Origin of the sequence: Bacillus timonensis (genome assembly GCF_004799755.1) — a bacterium.
Lineage (GTDB): Bacteria > Bacillota > Bacilli > Bacillales > Bacillaceae_L > Ferdinandcohnia > Ferdinandcohnia timonensis_A.
Map to the genome: position 1 here is coordinate 78,634 of NZ_SLUB01000012.1, position 16,042 is coordinate 94,675.

Genomic DNA, 16,042 nt, shown 5'->3' on the forward strand with positions numbered 1-16,042 from the left:
GATGGAGTTGAATGGATTTGGTAGATAAAAAACAACATGTACTACAAAGAAAACTACTCACAGCATCCCTCACAGGGGCGCTATTTGCAATCCTCCTAGGCTTATTCGTTCCAAGTCCATTTGGAAGTGAAATCAATTCCATAAAAGAATATTTGTGGAGCTTTACTACAACTGTGCCATTATACCTCATGTACAGTTTCCCAGTCATCTTCGTTTACGGAACGGTGACATCTATCATAAGTGACTTCTTATCTGGGCTCATTGCGAAAAATAGGATGAAACGGTCGGAGCCATATCTGTCCTTTGTCTTACACTTGCTGTTCGGTTCCATCCTCCAATGGGTTAGTCTCGGCGCTGCAATCCTGTATTTTATAATAGACCGTATGTTACGAAAAATGAAGAATCGATACAAATGGCGTCAAGCTTTCATTGGTCTTGCCATTCCTTTTTTATTATGGATCTTTTTCATGGGAATTATTTGGATTATGGATTTATTTAAGGATGGTGCTGATTTTATTGTTTTCTAAAGATTTGAAGATTATTTGAGGTGTATAGGTCTAAACGAGACAGCTTGGTAATTGCATCCTTTTTAAAATTAAAGGATAGCCCTTTTATTAAGGGAAATTCTAATATTAATGGGGTTTGAATGATATTCTTTGTTACGTTGGGAGCGAAATAGATGGAGACAATATGGCTAGAATACGCTTGGGCATTGTTAATTTTAATTGGCTTGGAAGGATTGCTATCAGCTGATAATGCCCTCGTACTTGCAGTTATAGCCAGACATTTACCAGAGGATCAGAAAAAGAAAGCCATAAATTACGGAATCATAATGGCCTTTGCATTCCGATTTGTAGCCCTTTTTGCCATTTCATTTATCGCAAATGTGTGGCAAATACAGGCAATTGGTGCACTTTATCTCCTTTATCTAGGGTTAAAGCATGTCATCCAAGCGAAGTTCGGAAAAGCAAATAAGAATGTTCATAAAGATGATGAAAAGGAAGCAGCCGGGAAAGGTTTTTGGCCTACTGTTGGGAAGATTGCATTAGCAGACCTTGCTTTTGCCATTGACTCGATTTTAGCAGCAGTTGCACTTGCTCTTGGTCTCCCAGATTCACCACTTGGCGATTTCGGTGGTATTGATGGAGGGCAATTTATTGTTGTCGTTCTTGGAGGAGTTGCTGGCTTAATCCTAATCAAATTTGCAGCGACATGGTTTGTACAGCTTCTTGAAAAACGTCCTGCATTAGAAACAACCGCTTATGCCATTGTAGCCTGGGTCGGTGTCAAACTTGCTGTCATTACCCTTGCCCATAAGGATATTGGGATTTTAGATCACGACTTTCCCCATAGTACCGTTTGGACGATTATCTTCTATGGAGTATTAGTCGCCATTGCCTTATTCGGCTGGTTTGCACCAAGTAATAAGAAACATCTAAAAGAAAAAGCCTCATAGGGATAACGATGTAGCAGGTACTTTTCTTCACGGAGGAAAAGTACCTGTGTTTTTTTAAGAGATAAGCTAGTTAGACCTATTCAAAACACAAAAGTTTTCCAAATTGTTAAGAACAAATTCCCCAGTCTGCTTTGTTGAACTTTTAAAGATCTTATCAATTACATTCATAAAAGGACGATGATACTTGGTTTCAAATTCTTGATCCACTAGCGTGTGCTCACCTTTTTTGTGTAAGTGATACGAAAAAGTCATGATATAGGTTTGTGATTCAATCTCAAACGCAAAGAACGAGGGGTGAATGACTTCCTTATTTCTCCCCTGTAACAAAACATGTTCCTTTCCTTCTTCGGCTGTTAGCTGGAAGGTAGCTCCTGTGTTCGACTCATCCTTTGGGTGAGAATAACGAATAGAAGTCACGTTTGGAAACCATTTTTCACGTAAATTTGACTTTGCAATACTGTCAAATACATCTACAATGGGTGCTTCGATAACGATAGATTGTTTCATTTTAAATGACCTCGAATGGTATGATAGATTAAACATAGCAGAAAAGGTGATGCTTGTGGAGAGAATTTTTGGTCTCGAGCCTATTGTTGGTGAGGATCCAAGAATATTGATTCTTGGCTCAATGCCCAGTGTCGAATCATTAAGGAAACAAGAGTACTATGGCAACCAACGCAATCATTTTTGGAAGATCATGTTCATGCTTTTTGATAGTCATGAGCTAACAGACTACAAGGATAAGATTGCCTTTGTAAAAGAACGAAAGATTGCTCTCTGGGACGTGTTATATAGCTGCCATCGTGAAGGCAGTTTGGACTCCAGTATAAAAAATGAGGAACCGAATGAGATTGAGGCATTTGTAAAAAATCACCCGAATCTTCGCTTAATCGCTTGTAATGGCACAAAATCGTATAAAAGTTATCAAAAATACATTGGGCTACATCGCTTACCTGGGGTTGAGGTGATTAAGCTTCCGTCAACGAGCCCTGTCCCCGGCAAATATAACAAAACTCTTGAAGGCAAGCTCCAAGAGTGGAAAATCATAAAAGACTATCTATAGCACCTTTTCGATGTCTTCCTCTATTTTAGCTGGCTCGGTTTGTGGGGCATAGCGTTCCACAACCTGCCCATTGCGATCGACTAAAAACTTAGTGAAGTTCCATTTAATCGCTTTTGACAATACCCCTTTTTGTTCGTCTTTTAAAAATTGAAACAGTGGATCTGCATTCTCACCATTTACGTCAATTTTTGCAAACATCGGGAATGTCACGCCATAATTCATCTCACAAAAAGAGGTCGTTTCCTCGATTTTTTCGAATTCTTGATTGCCAAACTGAGCACACGGGAATCCAAGAATAACCAAGCCATCTTGTTGATATTTTTCATACAGCTCTTGCAATCCCTTAAATTGCGGAGTAAATCCACATTTACTTGCGGTATTGACGATTAAAAGTGGTTTCCCCACGTATTCTTTAAACGACTTTAATTCCCCATTCACCGTTTTTACTTCAAAATCATACACACTTGCCATTTTTTCCACTCCCTTATGTACGAATTACCACAATCGTAAAGGATGTTCGTTTGAGATTCAAGTTTGGACTTCTTTTTATACTGAATTTCTTGTAAGATTCAGGGGAGAGGAAATCTTTTGAAAATGAGGGCCATCAAATGAAACAAGTAATTGAAAAATGGAAATTCCCTGCAATGCTTTTAACCGGGTTAGGATTATCCTCATTGGGTGATTTTATTTATCTCGTAGCTATTAATCTATTAGTTTTAAAAATGACGGGCTCGGCCGCGGCAGTTGCTGCTTTGTGGGTTGTCGGACCCATCACATCGATTCTTGTAAATGGGTGGTCTGGGAGCATCATTGACCGCTCGAATAAACGGAAAATCATGATCATCACGGATATCATTCGAGCCATTGCAGTTGCCATCATCCCACTACTTCCGAGTATTTGGATGATCTATGCTTTGCTATTTATAATCAGTGTAGCAAAATCCTTTTTCAACCCGACATCCACTGCCTATATAACTGCCCTTATTCCAAAAGAACAGCGGAAAACCTTTAATTCAATCAGAAGCTTAGTTTCTTCCGGTGCGTTTATTACAGGCCCAGCTATCGCTGGTATGCTTTTTATGATTGGTAGTCTTGAAATAGCTATCTATAGTAATGCAATTTCCTTGGCTATTTCCGCAATTCTCATCGCATTTTTACCAAATATCGATAGTAGCGGAGAACAAACAACCGATAAGCTTCAATTTAAAAATTTACTAGAAGATTGGCGAGTGGTCATCCGCTTTGGAAAAAATGCAGCATTTGTAATGACCATATACTCAAGCTTTATCATATTTGATATTTTTACAATGGCGATGGATTCCCAGGAGGTTGTTTTTACACAAAGGGTAATAGGCTTAACTGAGGTAGAATATAGTTTACTTATGAGTGTGACTGGGATTGGCTATGCGGCAGGAGGTTTATTGGTTATTTTTATTTCAAGATTTCTATCGATTCGCGCTCTAATCGGAACGGGACTCTTTATGCTTGCGGCAGGCTATTTAATCTACTCCCTGTCAACCTCCTTTGCAATGGCGGCGACTGGTTTTATCATTTTGGGCTTCTTTTTTGCCTTTTCAAATACAGGATTTAACACCTTTTATCAAAACAATGTACCTATGGAAATCATGGGGCGTGTCACAAGTATGGTAAGTGTGCTGCAAAGTGCAGTGTCTGTAGTGTTCCTATTATTTATTGGAATCATGGGAGACCTACTTCCACTGAGATACACGATTGTTACCTTATCTATAATTAGCTTGATACTTGCTGTTTTTGTGATTATTCTCGTATCACAGCAAACAAAAAAAGTATATTTTACGGAGGAAAAGGTAGAAGTAGGAATGAGATAAAATCTCAAAAAAATGCTGCGACCAAAAGTCGCAGCCCTCACTCCTTCACTATTTCAATCTCTCTTGCCTTCGCCTGTGCTGGTGCAGATTCTGCGATGGCGCCCTCAACCACAATCTTAACCTTTTGACCAACCTCAAGCTTTGAAACAATCGACTGATTGACAGAACGAATACTGAAAAAAGTACTTGAAAGGTAGTATTCATCATGAATTTCCTGTTCTGTTTTTGTTTCAAATTCCTCTTCTATAATTTTTTCATTTACTAAAATTCGCTCGCCAACCTCAAGAACGTAACCAGTTACAGTCATTTCGGCAACATCACCATTTTGACCACTCGTACCACAACCAACAAGTAAAAAAATGAAAAGAAAAACTATCCGCTTCATACCGTCACCTCATCTTATTTGGCGAAATTTAAGGTCAAAAGGTTACGCATTAAAAATAGTGCGTGAAATTTTGTGCATTTATGGTAGAATATTCAAAAAGAAAAGAGGAAGCCTTATGAAATTTGTACATATCTTTGGACCTCAAGCGGTTGGGAAGATGACAGTTGGGCAGGAATTAGCAAAAATAACAGATTTAAAGCTTTTTCATAACCACATGACAATCGATTTAGTAAGCCACTTCTTCGACTACAGTACAAAAGAAGCGAAACGACTAGTCAAATTGTTCCGTCAGGAGATTTTTGAAGAAGTTTCAAAAAGTGATTTGTACGGCATGATTTTCACATACGTCTGGATGTTTAACCTTGAGTCTGATTGGGAGTATGTAAAGGGACTTTCTAAGTTGTTTGAATCCAGAGGGGCCACAGTATATTATGTTGAACTTGAAGCCGACCTGGAGGAGAGACTTGAAAGAAATAAAACGCCAAATCGATTGGAACACAAACCGAAAAAACGCGACATTGAATGGTCAGAAAATGACATAAAACAAACGATGAAGAAGCATCGCTTGAATTCATATGAAGGTGAAATTTCGTTCGGCAACTACCTCAGGATAGACAACACCAACCTAAGCGCTGAAGAAGTAGCCAAGTTGATCAAGGAAAAGTTTCAATTATAAAAAACAACGCTTGGAATTCACACTCCAAGCGTTAGTTATGCCCGTTCTGTAACTCATCACGAAGCAACTCAAATTTTCTCTCCAATTCATGCGTGAAATGCTCACGTGCCTGTTTAGCATCCATATCTGGTGATGCAATAAACATCGGATCACCGAAAATAAGCTTTGCCTTTTTAAACTTCAATAATTCTTTAACTGTATTTGGTCCAACATACGCAGCGGGAACAACAGGAACCTTGCTTCGTTGTGCGATCGTAATGGCCCCCTGCTTTAAGGCAGTTTGCTCATTCGTACGTGTTCCGCTTGGGAACATACCTACAATCTCTCCCTTTGAGAGTAAACGGGATGGAATTTTTAAAACGCTTGGACCTGGGTTATCACGGTCAACTGGGAATGCATTAAGCTTTGATAAAAAAGTACCAATTCGCTTGTTTTTGAATAATTCCTTTTTGGCCATGTAATGAATTTGGCGTGGCAATAAAGAAACACCCAGCCACAAAATATCGATATACCCTGTATGTGTACATGCAATCACGTAGGCGCCGTCCTTTGGCAGCTTTTCTCTGTTATAAACCTTAATACCACCTGTTAATGTAAGAATGCCTTTAACAATAGATGCAATGAAATGATACACTTTGACTTACCCCTTTTGAATGACTTTTAATCTAGTAAAATTATAGCATGAAATAAATACGAATAAAGTGAGGAAATACATGAAAAAAATCATGGTTATCGGAGTTTCAGCTGGTGTTGGAAAATCAACTTTCGCTCATCAATTAGGTGAAAAACTTGAAATCGACGTATACCATTTAGACCGCTATTTTTGGAAACCAGGCTGGGTAGAAGCATCACATGAGGAATTCAAAACAGCCCAAGAGGAAATTCTCACAAAAGACAGCTGGATTATTGATGGAAATTATAGCAAAACCTTCGAAATGCGCGCAAACCATGCTGATACTATCATCTATCTTGAACTTCCTAGATATCAGTGCCTTTACCGAGTGTTCAAACGCTATTTTAAACATATCGGAAAAAAACGTCCAGATCTTGGCTGTACCGAAAAAATAGATTGGCAGTTTATCAAATTCATCTGGACGACCTACAAGCCAAGAATACGTAAAATGCAGGAACGCCTAAACCGATTATCTCAAGATAAAACAGTGATTAGTCTGCGAGGGACAAAAGAGATTAATAACTTTGTAAAAAATAACTGGGAGGATGTAAGATGAACAAAGCAGCCCAACAATATTGGAATGACTTCTGGGAAGGAAAAGATAAACCAGAATTAGTAGATGCATGGCAGTTTGGGGATGACCCTGACTACCTTGCACAATTAGTGATTGATGGTATCAAGACAGCCACCTGTTCTGGATATGTTTTTTATGAACTCGAAAACGCACCCCTTCCAAAGGTAGACGATTATAGCATTCTATTAAATAGCAAGGATGAACCGGTGGCGATCATTCGAACAGTTGAGGTAACGATCCAATCAATGAATGAAGTCCCTGAGGAATTCGCAATTGCTGAAGGGGAGGGTGATCGAACCTACCAGTATTGGAGAGACGTTCATGTTAAGTTTTTTACGGAAGAACTACGGAAAATCGGCCGTGAATTTTCGGAGGATATGTTACTTGTTTGTGAACGATTCAAATTAATTGATGTAAAATAAAAAACACCCAGTTGGGTGCTTAGATAATCTTTGTTTCATCCTTTGGAGCGTCTAGCTTCATTTTTTCAAGCTCGACACGCATTTTCTCTGTTTCAAGCAAGTAATTCTCATGCTTTAATTTTTCTAACTCCAATTCATCCTGAATGATTCTTTGTTTGTATTTTGATTGTGTTTGAAAATGGCTCGTAATAATCGCAACTAGTGGAATTGAAAATACCATGACAACCGCAACTAGACCCGTCATTGAATAACCTCCTGACCAATATAACCGGTTTCTTCATCTATATTTCATTATACCAAATATACGGAAAAATAAGCAGATTGGTTTCAAATTGTGCAACCTTTTTATGAAAGTTTCGTCAATTTAGTAAAAGCGCTCAATTGGAGGATATAGGATGAAAAAATGGATGCTAGTCTTTTCAATAGGAATTTCGATTATTTTATCAAGTTGTGGAGGAAATACATCAAGTAAGCTTTCGGGAAGCAAACCACCTGAAACGAAGATACAAATCGGAAACGAAACCTTTCCAACGATACTCGGTACCTATTGCTGGAGCAGTATGTTCAAAAGTGTATGTGCAGACACAGCAGGACCAGAAGAGCTTTTAGAAGGAAAAGCGCCAATTGTCGTTCAGCCTGGTGATGAAGTTGTTTTCGAAATGGATTATGAACCACTGCCCAATGAAGTTCATGTAGCCTATTACCAAGGTGGCAAGGAAACGGAAGTGAAAGTAGAAAACCATCGTTTTACAGCACCTAAGGAAAAAGGCGTGTATTACTATTCCTATGGAGTTTGGTGGATGGATGAAAATGAAGAGAATGTATCAAACGCTGACGCATTTTATGCCTTTGCGCTTGAGGTAAAGTAATAGTAACGAACGAAAAATACGTCCAAGCCATCAACGATTTAACCAAATAACCTAAGCGAAGCCTATCCTAATAATGGATGTGGCTTCTTTTTTTGCTGGAAAAGAATTGAAGGAATATGAAAATATATCTCGAATTTAATACATAACATATTCCTATGCGAAATGGAGAGCGTGCCGATGATATATGTTTTTCTTGCCATTGTAGTCGGAGCCGTAAGTTTGTCTATTTTTAAAGCTGTTCGAAAGAAAAAAATGCCTAGTAATGAATATACCCCGTTCGATGACATGACAATGGGGAGAACGGAAGATAAAGAATAGGAGGACTCCTAAAATGAAACAAACACTTCTTCGTATCGGAACGACCTATCTGCCAGTTACAAATGTACAGCGTTCAGCGACCTGGTACACAGAAAACCTTGGTGCAGCATTAAATTACATGGATAAGGATAAAGCTATCCTTGACTTAGCGGATCAAAGTTTTTTCCTCGTTGCTGCAAAGGAAGGTCAAACCTCAAATTTCGTTGATGTAAAAGGACATGAACAATTTTCAGTAACCTTTGAGGTTGACGGTTTACAAGCTTTAGAGAACTTACATAAAGAATTCATAGAACGTCATATCGCGGTCGGGGAAATTGAAGACCGTGGCCATGCCGGGAAGAATTTTGTATTCGAGGATCCGGATGGAAACCTATTTGACGTCTGGAGCGAGCTTAGTCCCATTTTTAAAAAGAGGAGGAATGAAAATGCAAGCACTACTAGTGATTGATGTCCAAAACGGAATTGTGAATTTTAAAGATTCTAGCGAGGAACTTACTAAAATTCAACACATCATCCAAGATTTTAAAGCAAAAAATCTGCCTGTGATCATGGTTAGACATTTTGATAAAATTGAAGAGAACCCTCTTCACAGAAATTCAAGCGGTTCCGAGATTCATGAATCGGTGCGAGATTTTGCAGATTATATAGTTGAAAAAGAGACACCAAGTGCCTTTTTTCAGACAAATCTTGCATCCATACTAGAGGAATTAGGGGTTAAACATATTTTCATAACCGGTTTTGAAACCGAATTCTGCTGTATGTTTACAGCAATTTCGGGATATGACCGAGGGTACAAAGTAACCTTTATTGAAGATGCTACAGGGACAACAAATAGCGAAGATACATATGAGATGAAGGGGCTCGATATTAAGGATTTTGTGGGAACCGTCCTTAACTGGTCAGAAACAACAGAGGTCCTTTATTACGACGAATATAAGGAGACCTATCAGGGATGAAGCAAGCCATAGAGCTTAGAAAAGAGGGCCGGCTCAAAGAATCGAACGAACGGCTGTTAAGGTTAGTAAACGAGAATCCCAAAGATCCTCAACTAAACTATCAAGTTGCCTGGAGTTTTGATGTCCTAGGATTAGAATTAGAAGCTGTCGCTTTTTATGAAAAGGCAATCGGACTAGGTCTACAGAACGAAGATTTGGAAGGTGCCTTATTAGGTTTAGGCAGTACCTATCGAACCCTCGGAGAATATGAAAAATCAGAGGCGACACTGTTAAAAGGGATAACGTTATTTCCAAATAACCACGCGATGAAGGCTTTTTACTCAATGGTACTCTATAATCTTGGGAGACATCAGGAAGCCATGGAACTTCTTTTAAAAAGTTTAGCTGCGACTTCGAGTGATGCATCTATCCAACAGTACAAGCGTGCCATTCAATTTTATGCCGATAAGCTAGATGAAGTCTGGAACTAAAATAACCCTCCTGCTTGGAGGGTTATACTTCTATGATAAACGGCAGAATCATCGGTTTGCGTTTTGTTTGTGCAAATAAATATTGTCCTACTGCCTTTTTAATCTCCTTTTTCATGGCATTCCACTGGTACTTGTTTTCACTTTGCAAATTAAGAATCGCTTTTTTTACGAGGCGATTTGTCTCTCGGAGAAGCTCTTCAGAGTCTCGATTGAACACAAAACCGCGCGTAATCGTATCAGGTCCAGAAATGATTTTCTGATCTCTTTTACTTAGCGTGACAACTATGACGACCATGCCATCCTCTGAAAGCTGCTTACGGTCACGCAGAATAATGTCGCCAACATCGCCAACACCAATCCCATCCACATATGTATCACCCGAAGGAATTTTCCGAGTTTGACGCGCCTCCGAATGTTTCACATCAACCACATCGCCATTTTGAATGATAAAAATATTTTCAGGTTCCACTCCTACAGATACTGCAAGAGATTTGTGTTGATGAAGCATCCGATATTCACCGTGTATAGGGATAAAGTATGTTGGTTTCATTAAGGTCAACATTAGCTTAAGATCCTCCTGAAACCCATGGCCGGATACATGCATACCAGTCGAGCTTCCTCCATATAAAACAACTGCCCCAAGCTGGAATAAGTTATCGATAATGCGAGACACATTTTTTTCATTCCCAGGAATCGGACCAGCAGCTAAAACAACCGTATCTTCCGGGAGAATCTGCACGTCACGATAGCTGGCATTTGATAGACGAGCAAGCGCAGCCATTGGTTCCCCTTGACTTCCTGTACATAAAATACAAACCTTCTCCGGTGCGAGATTTTCTACTTCTTGAGCATCAATCAGCATGCCATCGGGAATGTGGAGATAGCCACGTTCAACCGCGACATCCACGACATTCACCATACTTCTTCCTAGCAGGGCGAGCTTACGGTTCGTTTTCATCACAGCCTCAACAACCTGCTGAACCCGGCTGATATTCGAGGCAAATGTCGAGACAAATACCTTTCTTTTCGCTTTCATAATGGCTTCCTCAATGACGTCCCCAACCTTCGACTCAGTCGGTGTTGATCCCGGTCTCTCTGCATTTGTACTTTCAGATAATAAAACAAGTACACCCTCACGCCCAATTTCGGCCATCCGATGAATATCTGAATGTTGGTCATTCACCGGTGTTAGATCAAACTTGAAATCTCCTGTATGTACAACCTTCCCTTCAGGCGTATCAAATACAATCCCTAGGCAATCCGGAATACTATGATTTACCTTGAAAAAGGAAACCCCTATTTTGCCAAACTCAAGCTCAGAATCTGCATCAATCGGAATTAGCTTAGTATCGGCAAGAAGACGATGTTCAGTTAACTTCAATTCAATTAAACCAAGCGTAAACCGAGTCGCATAAATTGGCACATTGAGCCTTTTAAGAAAATAAGGAATCCCGCCAATATGGTCCTCATGCCCATGTGTAATCAACATCCCACGAATTTTTTCTCGATTTTCCTCCAAATACGTCAGGTCCGGAATAATCAAATCAATTCCGAGTAAGCTCTCATCCGGAAATTTTCCCCCACAATCAATCACCAAAATATCATCATCGTATTGCACAACATACATATTTTTCCCAATTTCGTTAATTCCACCAAGTGCAAAAATGGACAATCCATTCTCCATTACACACGCCTCCTACTTCTTACATCGTGTCCTTAGTTTTACCAGAGGTCGGTGGAATTATTTATTGAGTGTTCCAAAATATGTAAGAATACGTGGCGAGAATATTTGTGTGATTAAGCAAACGCCCATAGAATTGAAATAACGCCCATAGAAACAAAATAATGGCCATAGGGATAAAAAAATAAAAAGTTTGCAGGATTTTGAAAAAAATAGTAGAAAAAAGACTTATCAAATGTAAAGGAGCATGCTAAATGAACAGAAAAGAATTAAAAATCCCGCAAAGGATATTAAAATTAAAAGCGGCATTAAGAAGAACGTCAGAATCTCACCCAAAATATCAAGAACTTAGTGATGAGTACGGCAGAAGAATGTCGGGTTACCGCGGAGAACAATCGTTACAATATTATTTAACCTTTTTAAACGAAAAAACCTACCTTAACTTCCACAACCTTCGTCTTCCAGACATCTCCGGTAAGCACTTTTTTGAAATTGATATCCTTCTAATGAGTCCCACCTTTATATTAATCATTGACGCAAAAAATTATCGCGGAGAATTATATTTTGATGGGAAGTTTGACCAATTAATCCAAACCTACAAGGATACGAGGAAATCGTATAACTGTCCTGTCACTCAAATTACCAGACATCAGTTACAGCTTAAAAGACTTCTAGAATCCTTGAAATTCCCCTCCATTCCGATTGAAACCCTTGTTATCTTCACAAACCCAAATGCGATTATTGATGCTAGTAAAGACTTTAAACACTATAATAAAGTAATTAAAAGCCCAAGTTTTATTTCGAAAGTGGAGCTGTTTGAAAAGAGGAATAGGGAAGAAGTATTGGATCGGAAGCATTTGCTAAAGCTTAGCAGATTCCTATTAAAGCAGCATACACCTCACGACCAAGATATACTGTCACAATTCGGAATAAAAGAGCATGAACTTATAAAAGGTGTAAGGTGCCCAAAATGCGATTTTCTACCAATGAAACGTAATCCCCGGTCCTGGACTTGCCCATCTTGCAACCATTCTTCATCCAAACCCTATTACCAATCTTTAATGGAGTATGAGCTTCTCTTTGGAAACACAATTACGAATAAACCATTGCGTGATTTTCTAGATATACAGTCGATTTCAACTGCTAAACACATCTTAACTTCATTAAATCTACAGTATAATGGGAGCTTTAAAGATAGAATTTATCTATTGAAAGAGGAGGCTTTAAAAAACATGCACAATAATTGATTCGAATAGGATTATTCCCAAAATTTACTGTCACTAATCGAAAAATACTGTCACTATTGCAGATTTACTGTCATTAACTGAATTTTACTGTCACTATTTTAAAAATACTGTCACTAGCACTTTCCACTATGAAAAAAGCAGGAATCCCCACCCAACGTCTCGAATGAATAAACAATGTCAATCCTACTACTAAAAAGGAGGTCCACCAAATATGTACGAATTAAAAACAAAAGAAAACGATGCGAGTGTCATTGAATTTATTGAAAAAGTCGACAATCCGAAAAAGAAGGAAGATGCTTACAAGCTATTAGACATTTTTATAGAAACCTCTGGGTATCCGGCCAAAATGTGGGGACCGAGCATAATTGGGTTTGGTTCCTACCATTACAAATATGCGACTGGCCATGAGGGCGATGCGCCACTTGTTGGTTTTTCACCACGCAAGGCAAAAATTAGTTTGTATTTTGCAACTGGCGATACAAAGCGACAAGAATTGCTCGAAAAATTTGGTAAACATACATCTGGAAAAGCCTGTGTCTACATCAATAAAATTGCGGATATCGATGTAGAAGTGCTAAAAGATCTTATTACCCAATCGATAAAATTCTTACAAGAGACATACCCATCGGAATAAGCAAAACTTATACACATACATAAAGTTAATCAAATTTTGGTAACCCCTGAAATGGAGTACGATGAAGGTAACTACAATGTATATTCTTGTTTTGAAAAATAGAATAATGTCCCGAGCAAGAACTGCAGGGCACTGAATGAGCGCAATAGCGTTTGTTTAGTGCTCTTTTTATTTTGAAAGGAGAGATTACATGAATCCAACTTTTAGAGACCAATTGAAACAGTGGAAAAAGGAGAATGGAATGCAGCATAAGGATCCACCAATTGTGGAGAGTCCGAAGAAATCACCGCCAAAGAAAATGGATAAGCTTTCTGAATCAGATTTGCGGTATTTGATGGGTACTGGTAGACCAACATATCGAAGAAATAAAGGCGCATTAAGACAACGATAGGGGGAATTCATATGTCAAACTGGGCAGATAAGTTAATTCATGAATACACTGATGGTAAGAAGGATTTAAACAGGTTGCGAAAAAAATTAGGGGATAAGCCTACCGATCGTGTTGATAAAAGTTTAATTAACGGCATGGTTGACGATATGGATTTTACTATCGAGTGGTTAGAGACTGGGAGACAACCTGATCTTATGCGGGGAATTGACAAAAGAACGATTTATCAAAAACGATCATTGGAAAGCATGGATATTATCCCGGATATTACGAGTCAACTTGATGAGGATGATAAATCATTGTATATTCCAGCTGACCAAAAACGAGTATTGATTAATATTCTTTCATCGTTTTCATTGAGGGAAAGACAATGCTATATTCTACATGCAGCTCAAGGTATGAGCATGCAAGAAATCGCTGATGAGCTGGGATTAAAAAAGAGAACAGTTCAACAATATATTGAACGAGCAAGAAAAAAAGTTGAACAAAGAGTTTCATGACGTACGCTCTGACGTACGTTGTCCTTATTGTTGAAACAAGTTTTTTTGGGGGGCTAGGTTAGCTACCGAAAAGCAAGTACCCTGACTTGCCTGCCTTTACTTTAATTTTCAGGATTAACCTTAGGGAGGTTATTAATTGAAAAACGATTATGAAATAGTTGGAGACGTCACTAAGATTTTTGTGAAAGATTCGAATGGGATAACTCATGAAGCCTTAATAGATACAGAAGATTTAGAACTGGTCAAGTGGATTGGTGGAAATTGGAGAGTGCAAAAAAATGCCGCTGGAAGCTTTTACGTTACGGGGAATTTATATGATCGTAATATATTTCTTCACAGGCTGGTAACCAATTCGTTAAATGTATTCAACAAGGAAGTTGTCCACATTAATCATAATACATTAGACAATCGTAAATCAGAATTAAGATTAGTTACAAAAGAGGAAAACCAACAAAATAGAAGGATAGGCACAAATAATAAGAGTGGTGTATTAGGGGTTCACTATGAAAATAAAAGCAAAATGTGGATTGCGAAAATAGGTGTAAATAGGAAAAAGAAATACTTAGGAAAATTCGTAAAAAGAGAAGATGCAGTACGGGCAAGGAAAGAAGCGGAGGAAAAATACCACACTTATAAGCAGGGCTTATTGAAGAACCGTATAGATTAAGCAGTATAAATAATAGAGAGTTTGCAGGAAAATATCTCCTTTTGTCGAATGAATTCAGAGGGGATGATAAAAAATGGCTAAGAGAACAAAGATACCAGAAAAAATAAAGTCTTACTTATTTGAAGAGGCAGGGATGAAATGTGCAAATCCTGGGTGTAATAATTACAGGACTCATATTCATCACATAAAAGAGTGGTCAGTATATCAAACTCACGATAGTGAACATATGATTGCGGTTTGCCCAAGCTGTCACGATGAAATCCACTATGGCAAATTAACGATTGATGATGAAACGGTTTATCTTTGGAAAAATATTAAAAGAGAAAAATCAAATAGAGATCATCTATATATTGAACCAAGCTATACATCAAAGTTGTTACTTGGGAGTATTTCAGTTACAGGAGATAATGGAGTAAAAGTATTCGAATTAACAAATAACACAAAATTAACATATAGAATTGAAGATGAAGATATTTTTTTAATGAATTTAAGTATATCTAATCAAAATGGAAAAGAAGTACTAAAGGTTATTGAAAATCATGTGAAATATATTGTAGATGACAAAATAAATTTTGAAAGAAGGCCAGGGCGTTTCAAAATCACAACAAACAGAATAATTGATTTTATTCCAATATGGTCTATGCCAATAATTCATAAAATGCAGCCAAATTACAAAATTGTTGATGGTGTTCTCACCTTAACTGATGTCGAAGTTTTAAAGCCAGGATTAGTAAAAGTAGAAGGGCTATGGGCTAGGAATGATGTAGTCATTATAATAACAAATGATTCATTAAATTTTATAAAGCCCGGTTATTCTAAACCACTTTCTTTAATTGGTGAAGGAGAAAATAGTGTATTAAAGTGGAGTGGAAAAATAGATAGTTCCATGTTTAGATTTAATTAATAGCATCCTTCGGGGTGCTTTTTATTGTGCCTAAAAGGGATTTTGATGAGTAAATATGTGCTTGTATATTAATATAATTTATTTAACTCGGCAATACCTAACAAAAATTAGGCCCTACCGAGTCAGTACTTTCGTTCATATCGAGTGGTATACGTTCAGCAAAAATTGTTATTTTTGGAACAACAATTTAATAACAATAATAAGTAGTATCAATAATATTAATGTTTCATTCATAAAATCACCTCTTACTTCGAAGAGGTACTGACCGATAATAATACAATATTAAACTATGACTGTCTCTTATACACATCT

General features: G+C 38.0%; 24 protein-coding genes. 18 read left to right on the top strand and 6 right to left on the bottom strand.

Going from position 1 to position 16,042, the window contains the following annotated elements; genetic code table 11:
* The first annotated feature begins 11 nt into the window (after nucleotides 1-11).
* Nucleotides 12-527, top strand: coding sequence for a hypothetical protein (locus tag E1I69_RS09350; protein WP_136379340.1), 516 nt, complete (start codon nucleotides 12-14; stop codon nucleotides 525-527).
* 152 nt (nucleotides 528-679) lie between these two features.
* Nucleotides 680-1,456 (top strand): TerC family protein, encoded by a 777-nt coding sequence (locus E1I69_RS09355; protein WP_136379341.1) that lies wholly within the window; start codon nucleotides 680-682, stop codon nucleotides 1,454-1,456.
* A 66-nt stretch (nucleotides 1,457-1,522) separates the two neighbouring features.
* Here the strand turns inward: E1I69_RS09355 and E1I69_RS09360 are convergent, their stop codons facing one another.
* Nucleotides 1,523-1,963 carry an SRPBCC family protein gene (locus E1I69_RS09360; RefSeq protein ID WP_136379342.1) on the bottom strand — a complete coding sequence of 147 codons (441 nt, stop codon included), beginning with the start codon at nucleotides 1,961-1,963 and terminating at the stop codon, nucleotides 1,523-1,525.
* A 49-nt stretch (nucleotides 1,964-2,012) separates the two neighbouring features.
* On the opposite strand from E1I69_RS09360, the gene E1I69_RS09365 reads away from it, so the two are divergent.
* Nucleotides 2,013-2,519 carry a DNA-deoxyinosine glycosylase gene (locus E1I69_RS09365; protein WP_136379343.1) on the top strand — a complete coding sequence of 169 codons (507 nt, stop codon included), beginning with the start codon at nucleotides 2,013-2,015 and terminating at the stop codon, nucleotides 2,517-2,519.
* On the opposite strand, the gene E1I69_RS09370 is transcribed toward E1I69_RS09365, so the two are convergent.
* On the bottom strand, nucleotides 2,514-2,990 hold the full coding sequence (locus tag E1I69_RS09370) for a glutathione peroxidase (protein ID WP_136379344.1): 477 nt from the start codon (nucleotides 2,988-2,990) through the stop codon (nucleotides 2,514-2,516). The genes E1I69_RS09365 and E1I69_RS09370 overlap by 6 nt on opposite strands.
* A gap of 137 nt (nucleotides 2,991-3,127) precedes the next feature.
* Here E1I69_RS09370 and E1I69_RS09375 point away from each other — a divergent pair, with 137 nt between their 5' ends.
* The gene (locus E1I69_RS09375) at nucleotides 3,128-4,366 is read left to right on the top strand and encodes an MFS transporter (RefSeq protein WP_136379345.1); all 1,239 of its coding nucleotides are present in this window, start codon (nucleotides 3,128-3,130) and stop codon (nucleotides 4,364-4,366) included.
* A 37-nt stretch (nucleotides 4,367-4,403) separates the two neighbouring features.
* On the opposite strand, the gene E1I69_RS09380 is transcribed toward E1I69_RS09375, so the two are convergent.
* Nucleotides 4,404-4,751, bottom strand: coding sequence for a DUF3221 domain-containing protein (locus E1I69_RS09380; protein WP_136379346.1), 348 nt, complete (start codon nucleotides 4,749-4,751; stop codon nucleotides 4,404-4,406).
* A 115-nt stretch (nucleotides 4,752-4,866) separates the two neighbouring features.
* Here E1I69_RS09380 and E1I69_RS09385 point away from each other — a divergent pair, with 115 nt between their 5' ends.
* Nucleotides 4,867-5,427 carry an AAA family ATPase gene (locus E1I69_RS09385; RefSeq protein ID WP_136379347.1) on the top strand — a complete coding sequence of 187 codons (561 nt, stop codon included), beginning with the start codon at nucleotides 4,867-4,869 and terminating at the stop codon, nucleotides 5,425-5,427.
* A gap of 31 nt (nucleotides 5,428-5,458) precedes the next feature.
* On the opposite strand, the gene E1I69_RS09390 is transcribed toward E1I69_RS09385, so the two are convergent.
* A complete protein-coding gene (locus E1I69_RS09390) occupies nucleotides 5,459-6,061 on the bottom strand; it encodes a lysophospholipid acyltransferase family protein (RefSeq protein ID WP_136379348.1) in 603 nt (200 codons plus the stop codon).
* Nucleotides 6,062-6,140: 79 nt separating this feature from the next.
* Here E1I69_RS09390 and E1I69_RS09395 point away from each other — a divergent pair, with 79 nt between their 5' ends.
* Together E1I69_RS09395 and E1I69_RS09400 are read left to right on the top strand one after the other, a co-directional pair.
* Nucleotides 6,141-6,656, top strand: a complete 516-nt coding sequence (locus E1I69_RS09395) for a topology modulation protein (protein WP_136379349.1) — start codon at nucleotides 6,141-6,143, stop codon at nucleotides 6,654-6,656.
* Nucleotides 6,653-7,096, top strand: a complete 444-nt coding sequence (locus tag E1I69_RS09400) for an ASCH domain-containing protein (protein WP_136379350.1) — start codon at nucleotides 6,653-6,655, stop codon at nucleotides 7,094-7,096. Before E1I69_RS09395 ends, E1I69_RS09400 begins: the two co-directional genes overlap by 4 nt.
* A 19-nt stretch (nucleotides 7,097-7,115) precedes the next feature.
* On the opposite strand, the gene E1I69_RS09405 is transcribed toward E1I69_RS09400, so the two are convergent.
* Nucleotides 7,116-7,340, bottom strand: a complete 225-nt coding sequence (locus E1I69_RS09405) for a hypothetical protein (RefSeq protein ID WP_116353063.1) — start codon at nucleotides 7,338-7,340, stop codon at nucleotides 7,116-7,118.
* Nucleotides 7,341-7,491: 151 nt separating this feature from the next.
* Between E1I69_RS09405 and E1I69_RS09410 the strand changes: the two genes are divergently transcribed.
* The 5 genes from E1I69_RS09410 (at nucleotide 7,492) to E1I69_RS09425 (ending at nucleotide 9,709) form a co-directional block, all read left to right on the top strand.
* On the top strand, nucleotides 7,492-7,965 hold the full coding sequence (locus tag E1I69_RS09410) for a hypothetical protein (RefSeq protein WP_136379351.1): 474 nt from the start codon (nucleotides 7,492-7,494) through the stop codon (nucleotides 7,963-7,965).
* Between the two features lie 177 nt (nucleotides 7,966-8,142).
* Nucleotides 8,143-8,283 (top strand): hypothetical protein, encoded by a 141-nt coding sequence (locus E1I69_RS24395; protein ID WP_154670405.1) that lies wholly within the window; start codon nucleotides 8,143-8,145, stop codon nucleotides 8,281-8,283.
* 13 nt (nucleotides 8,284-8,296) lie between these two features.
* On the top strand, nucleotides 8,297-8,731 hold the full coding sequence (locus tag E1I69_RS09415) for a VOC family protein (RefSeq protein WP_136379352.1): 435 nt from the start codon (nucleotides 8,297-8,299) through the stop codon (nucleotides 8,729-8,731).
* Nucleotides 8,709-9,239: a cysteine hydrolase family protein gene (locus E1I69_RS09420; RefSeq protein WP_136379353.1), complete on the top strand. Its 531-nt coding sequence runs from the start codon at nucleotides 8,709-8,711 to the stop codon at nucleotides 9,237-9,239. Before E1I69_RS09415 ends, E1I69_RS09420 begins: the two co-directional genes overlap by 23 nt.
* Nucleotides 9,236-9,709: a tetratricopeptide repeat protein gene (locus tag E1I69_RS09425; RefSeq protein ID WP_136379354.1), complete on the top strand. Its 474-nt coding sequence runs from the start codon at nucleotides 9,236-9,238 to the stop codon at nucleotides 9,707-9,709. Before E1I69_RS09420 ends, E1I69_RS09425 begins: the two co-directional genes overlap by 4 nt.
* Before the next feature lie 22 nt (nucleotides 9,710-9,731).
* Here E1I69_RS09425 and E1I69_RS09430 read toward each other — a convergent pair whose 3' ends face one another.
* Nucleotides 9,732-11,393 carry a ribonuclease J gene (locus E1I69_RS09430; protein ID WP_136379355.1) on the bottom strand — a complete coding sequence of 554 codons (1,662 nt, stop codon included), beginning with the start codon at nucleotides 11,391-11,393 and terminating at the stop codon, nucleotides 9,732-9,734.
* A 251-nt stretch (nucleotides 11,394-11,644) separates the two neighbouring features.
* Between E1I69_RS09430 and E1I69_RS09435 the strand changes: the two genes are divergently transcribed.
* The 6 genes from E1I69_RS09435 (at nucleotide 11,645) to E1I69_RS09460 (ending at nucleotide 15,730) form a co-directional block, all read left to right on the top strand.
* Nucleotides 11,645-12,637 (top strand): nuclease-related domain-containing protein, encoded by a 993-nt coding sequence (locus E1I69_RS09435; RefSeq protein ID WP_136379356.1) that lies wholly within the window; start codon nucleotides 11,645-11,647, stop codon nucleotides 12,635-12,637.
* Nucleotides 12,638-12,848: 211 nt separating this feature from the next.
* Nucleotides 12,849-13,271 (top strand): DUF1801 domain-containing protein, encoded by a 423-nt coding sequence (locus tag E1I69_RS09440; RefSeq protein ID WP_136379357.1) that lies wholly within the window; start codon nucleotides 12,849-12,851, stop codon nucleotides 13,269-13,271.
* A gap of 190 nt (nucleotides 13,272-13,461) precedes the next feature.
* A complete protein-coding gene (locus E1I69_RS09445; protein ID WP_136379358.1) occupies nucleotides 13,462-13,662 on the top strand; it encodes a hypothetical protein in 201 nt (66 codons plus the stop codon).
* Between the two features lie 11 nt (nucleotides 13,663-13,673).
* Nucleotides 13,674-14,159 (top strand): sigma-70 family RNA polymerase sigma factor, encoded by a 486-nt coding sequence (locus E1I69_RS09450; RefSeq protein WP_136379359.1) that lies wholly within the window; start codon nucleotides 13,674-13,676, stop codon nucleotides 14,157-14,159.
* A gap of 136 nt (nucleotides 14,160-14,295) precedes the next feature.
* On the top strand, nucleotides 14,296-14,826 hold the full coding sequence (locus tag E1I69_RS09455; protein ID WP_136379360.1) for an HNH endonuclease: 531 nt from the start codon (nucleotides 14,296-14,298) through the stop codon (nucleotides 14,824-14,826).
* 73 nt (nucleotides 14,827-14,899) lie between these two features.
* Nucleotides 14,900-15,730, top strand: coding sequence for an HNH endonuclease signature motif containing protein (locus E1I69_RS09460; RefSeq protein ID WP_136379361.1), 831 nt, complete (start codon nucleotides 14,900-14,902; stop codon nucleotides 15,728-15,730).
* Nucleotides 15,731-16,042: the final 312 nt, after the last annotated feature.

Bases quoted from the DNA above. Each gene is read 5' to 3' on its own strand.
- E1I69_RS09365 (WP_136379343.1), top strand. From the start codon at position 2,013: ATGCTTGTGGAGAGAATTTTTGGTCTCGAGCCTATTGTTGGTGAGGAT.
- E1I69_RS09430 (WP_136379355.1), bottom strand. From the start codon at position 11,393: ATGGAGAATGGATTGTCCATTTTTGCACTTGGTGGAATTAACGAAATT.
- E1I69_RS09380 (WP_136379346.1), bottom strand. From the start codon at position 4,751: ATGAAGCGGATAGTTTTTCTTTTCATTTTTTTACTTGTTGGTTGTGGT.
- E1I69_RS09405 (WP_116353063.1), bottom strand. From the start codon at position 7,340: ATGACGGGTCTAGTTGCGGTTGTCATGGTATTTTCAATTCCACTAGTT.
- E1I69_RS09360 (WP_136379342.1), bottom strand. From the start codon at position 1,963: ATGAAACAATCTATCGTTATCGAAGCACCCATTGTAGATGTATTTGAC.
- E1I69_RS09445 (WP_136379358.1), top strand. From the start codon at position 13,462: ATGAATCCAACTTTTAGAGACCAATTGAAACAGTGGAAAAAGGAGAAT.
- E1I69_RS09460 (WP_136379361.1), top strand. From the start codon at position 14,900: ATGGCTAAGAGAACAAAGATACCAGAAAAAATAAAGTCTTACTTATTT.
- E1I69_RS09370 (WP_136379344.1), bottom strand. From the start codon at position 2,990: ATGGCAAGTGTGTATGATTTTGAAGTAAAAACGGTGAATGGGGAATTA.
- E1I69_RS24395 (WP_154670405.1), top strand. From the start codon at position 8,143: ATGATATATGTTTTTCTTGCCATTGTAGTCGGAGCCGTAAGTTTGTCT.
- E1I69_RS09425 (WP_136379354.1), top strand. From the start codon at position 9,236: ATGAAGCAAGCCATAGAGCTTAGAAAAGAGGGCCGGCTCAAAGAATCG.
- E1I69_RS09375 (WP_136379345.1), top strand. From the start codon at position 3,128: ATGAAACAAGTAATTGAAAAATGGAAATTCCCTGCAATGCTTTTAACC.
- E1I69_RS09440 (WP_136379357.1), top strand. From the start codon at position 12,849: ATGTACGAATTAAAAACAAAAGAAAACGATGCGAGTGTCATTGAATTT.
- E1I69_RS09410 (WP_136379351.1), top strand. From the start codon at position 7,492: ATGAAAAAATGGATGCTAGTCTTTTCAATAGGAATTTCGATTATTTTA.
- E1I69_RS09355 (WP_136379341.1), top strand. From the start codon at position 680: ATGGAGACAATATGGCTAGAATACGCTTGGGCATTGTTAATTTTAATT.
- E1I69_RS09450 (WP_136379359.1), top strand. From the start codon at position 13,674: ATGTCAAACTGGGCAGATAAGTTAATTCATGAATACACTGATGGTAAG.
- E1I69_RS09435 (WP_136379356.1), top strand. From the start codon at position 11,645: ATGAACAGAAAAGAATTAAAAATCCCGCAAAGGATATTAAAATTAAAA.
- E1I69_RS09415 (WP_136379352.1), top strand. From the start codon at position 8,297: ATGAAACAAACACTTCTTCGTATCGGAACGACCTATCTGCCAGTTACA.
- E1I69_RS09395 (WP_136379349.1), top strand. From the start codon at position 6,141: ATGAAAAAAATCATGGTTATCGGAGTTTCAGCTGGTGTTGGAAAATCA.
- E1I69_RS09400 (WP_136379350.1), top strand. From the start codon at position 6,653: ATGAACAAAGCAGCCCAACAATATTGGAATGACTTCTGGGAAGGAAAA.
- E1I69_RS09350 (WP_136379340.1), top strand. From the start codon at position 12: ATGGATTTGGTAGATAAAAAACAACATGTACTACAAAGAAAACTACTC.
- E1I69_RS09385 (WP_136379347.1), top strand. From the start codon at position 4,867: ATGAAATTTGTACATATCTTTGGACCTCAAGCGGTTGGGAAGATGACA.
- E1I69_RS09420 (WP_136379353.1), top strand. From the start codon at position 8,709: ATGCAAGCACTACTAGTGATTGATGTCCAAAACGGAATTGTGAATTTT.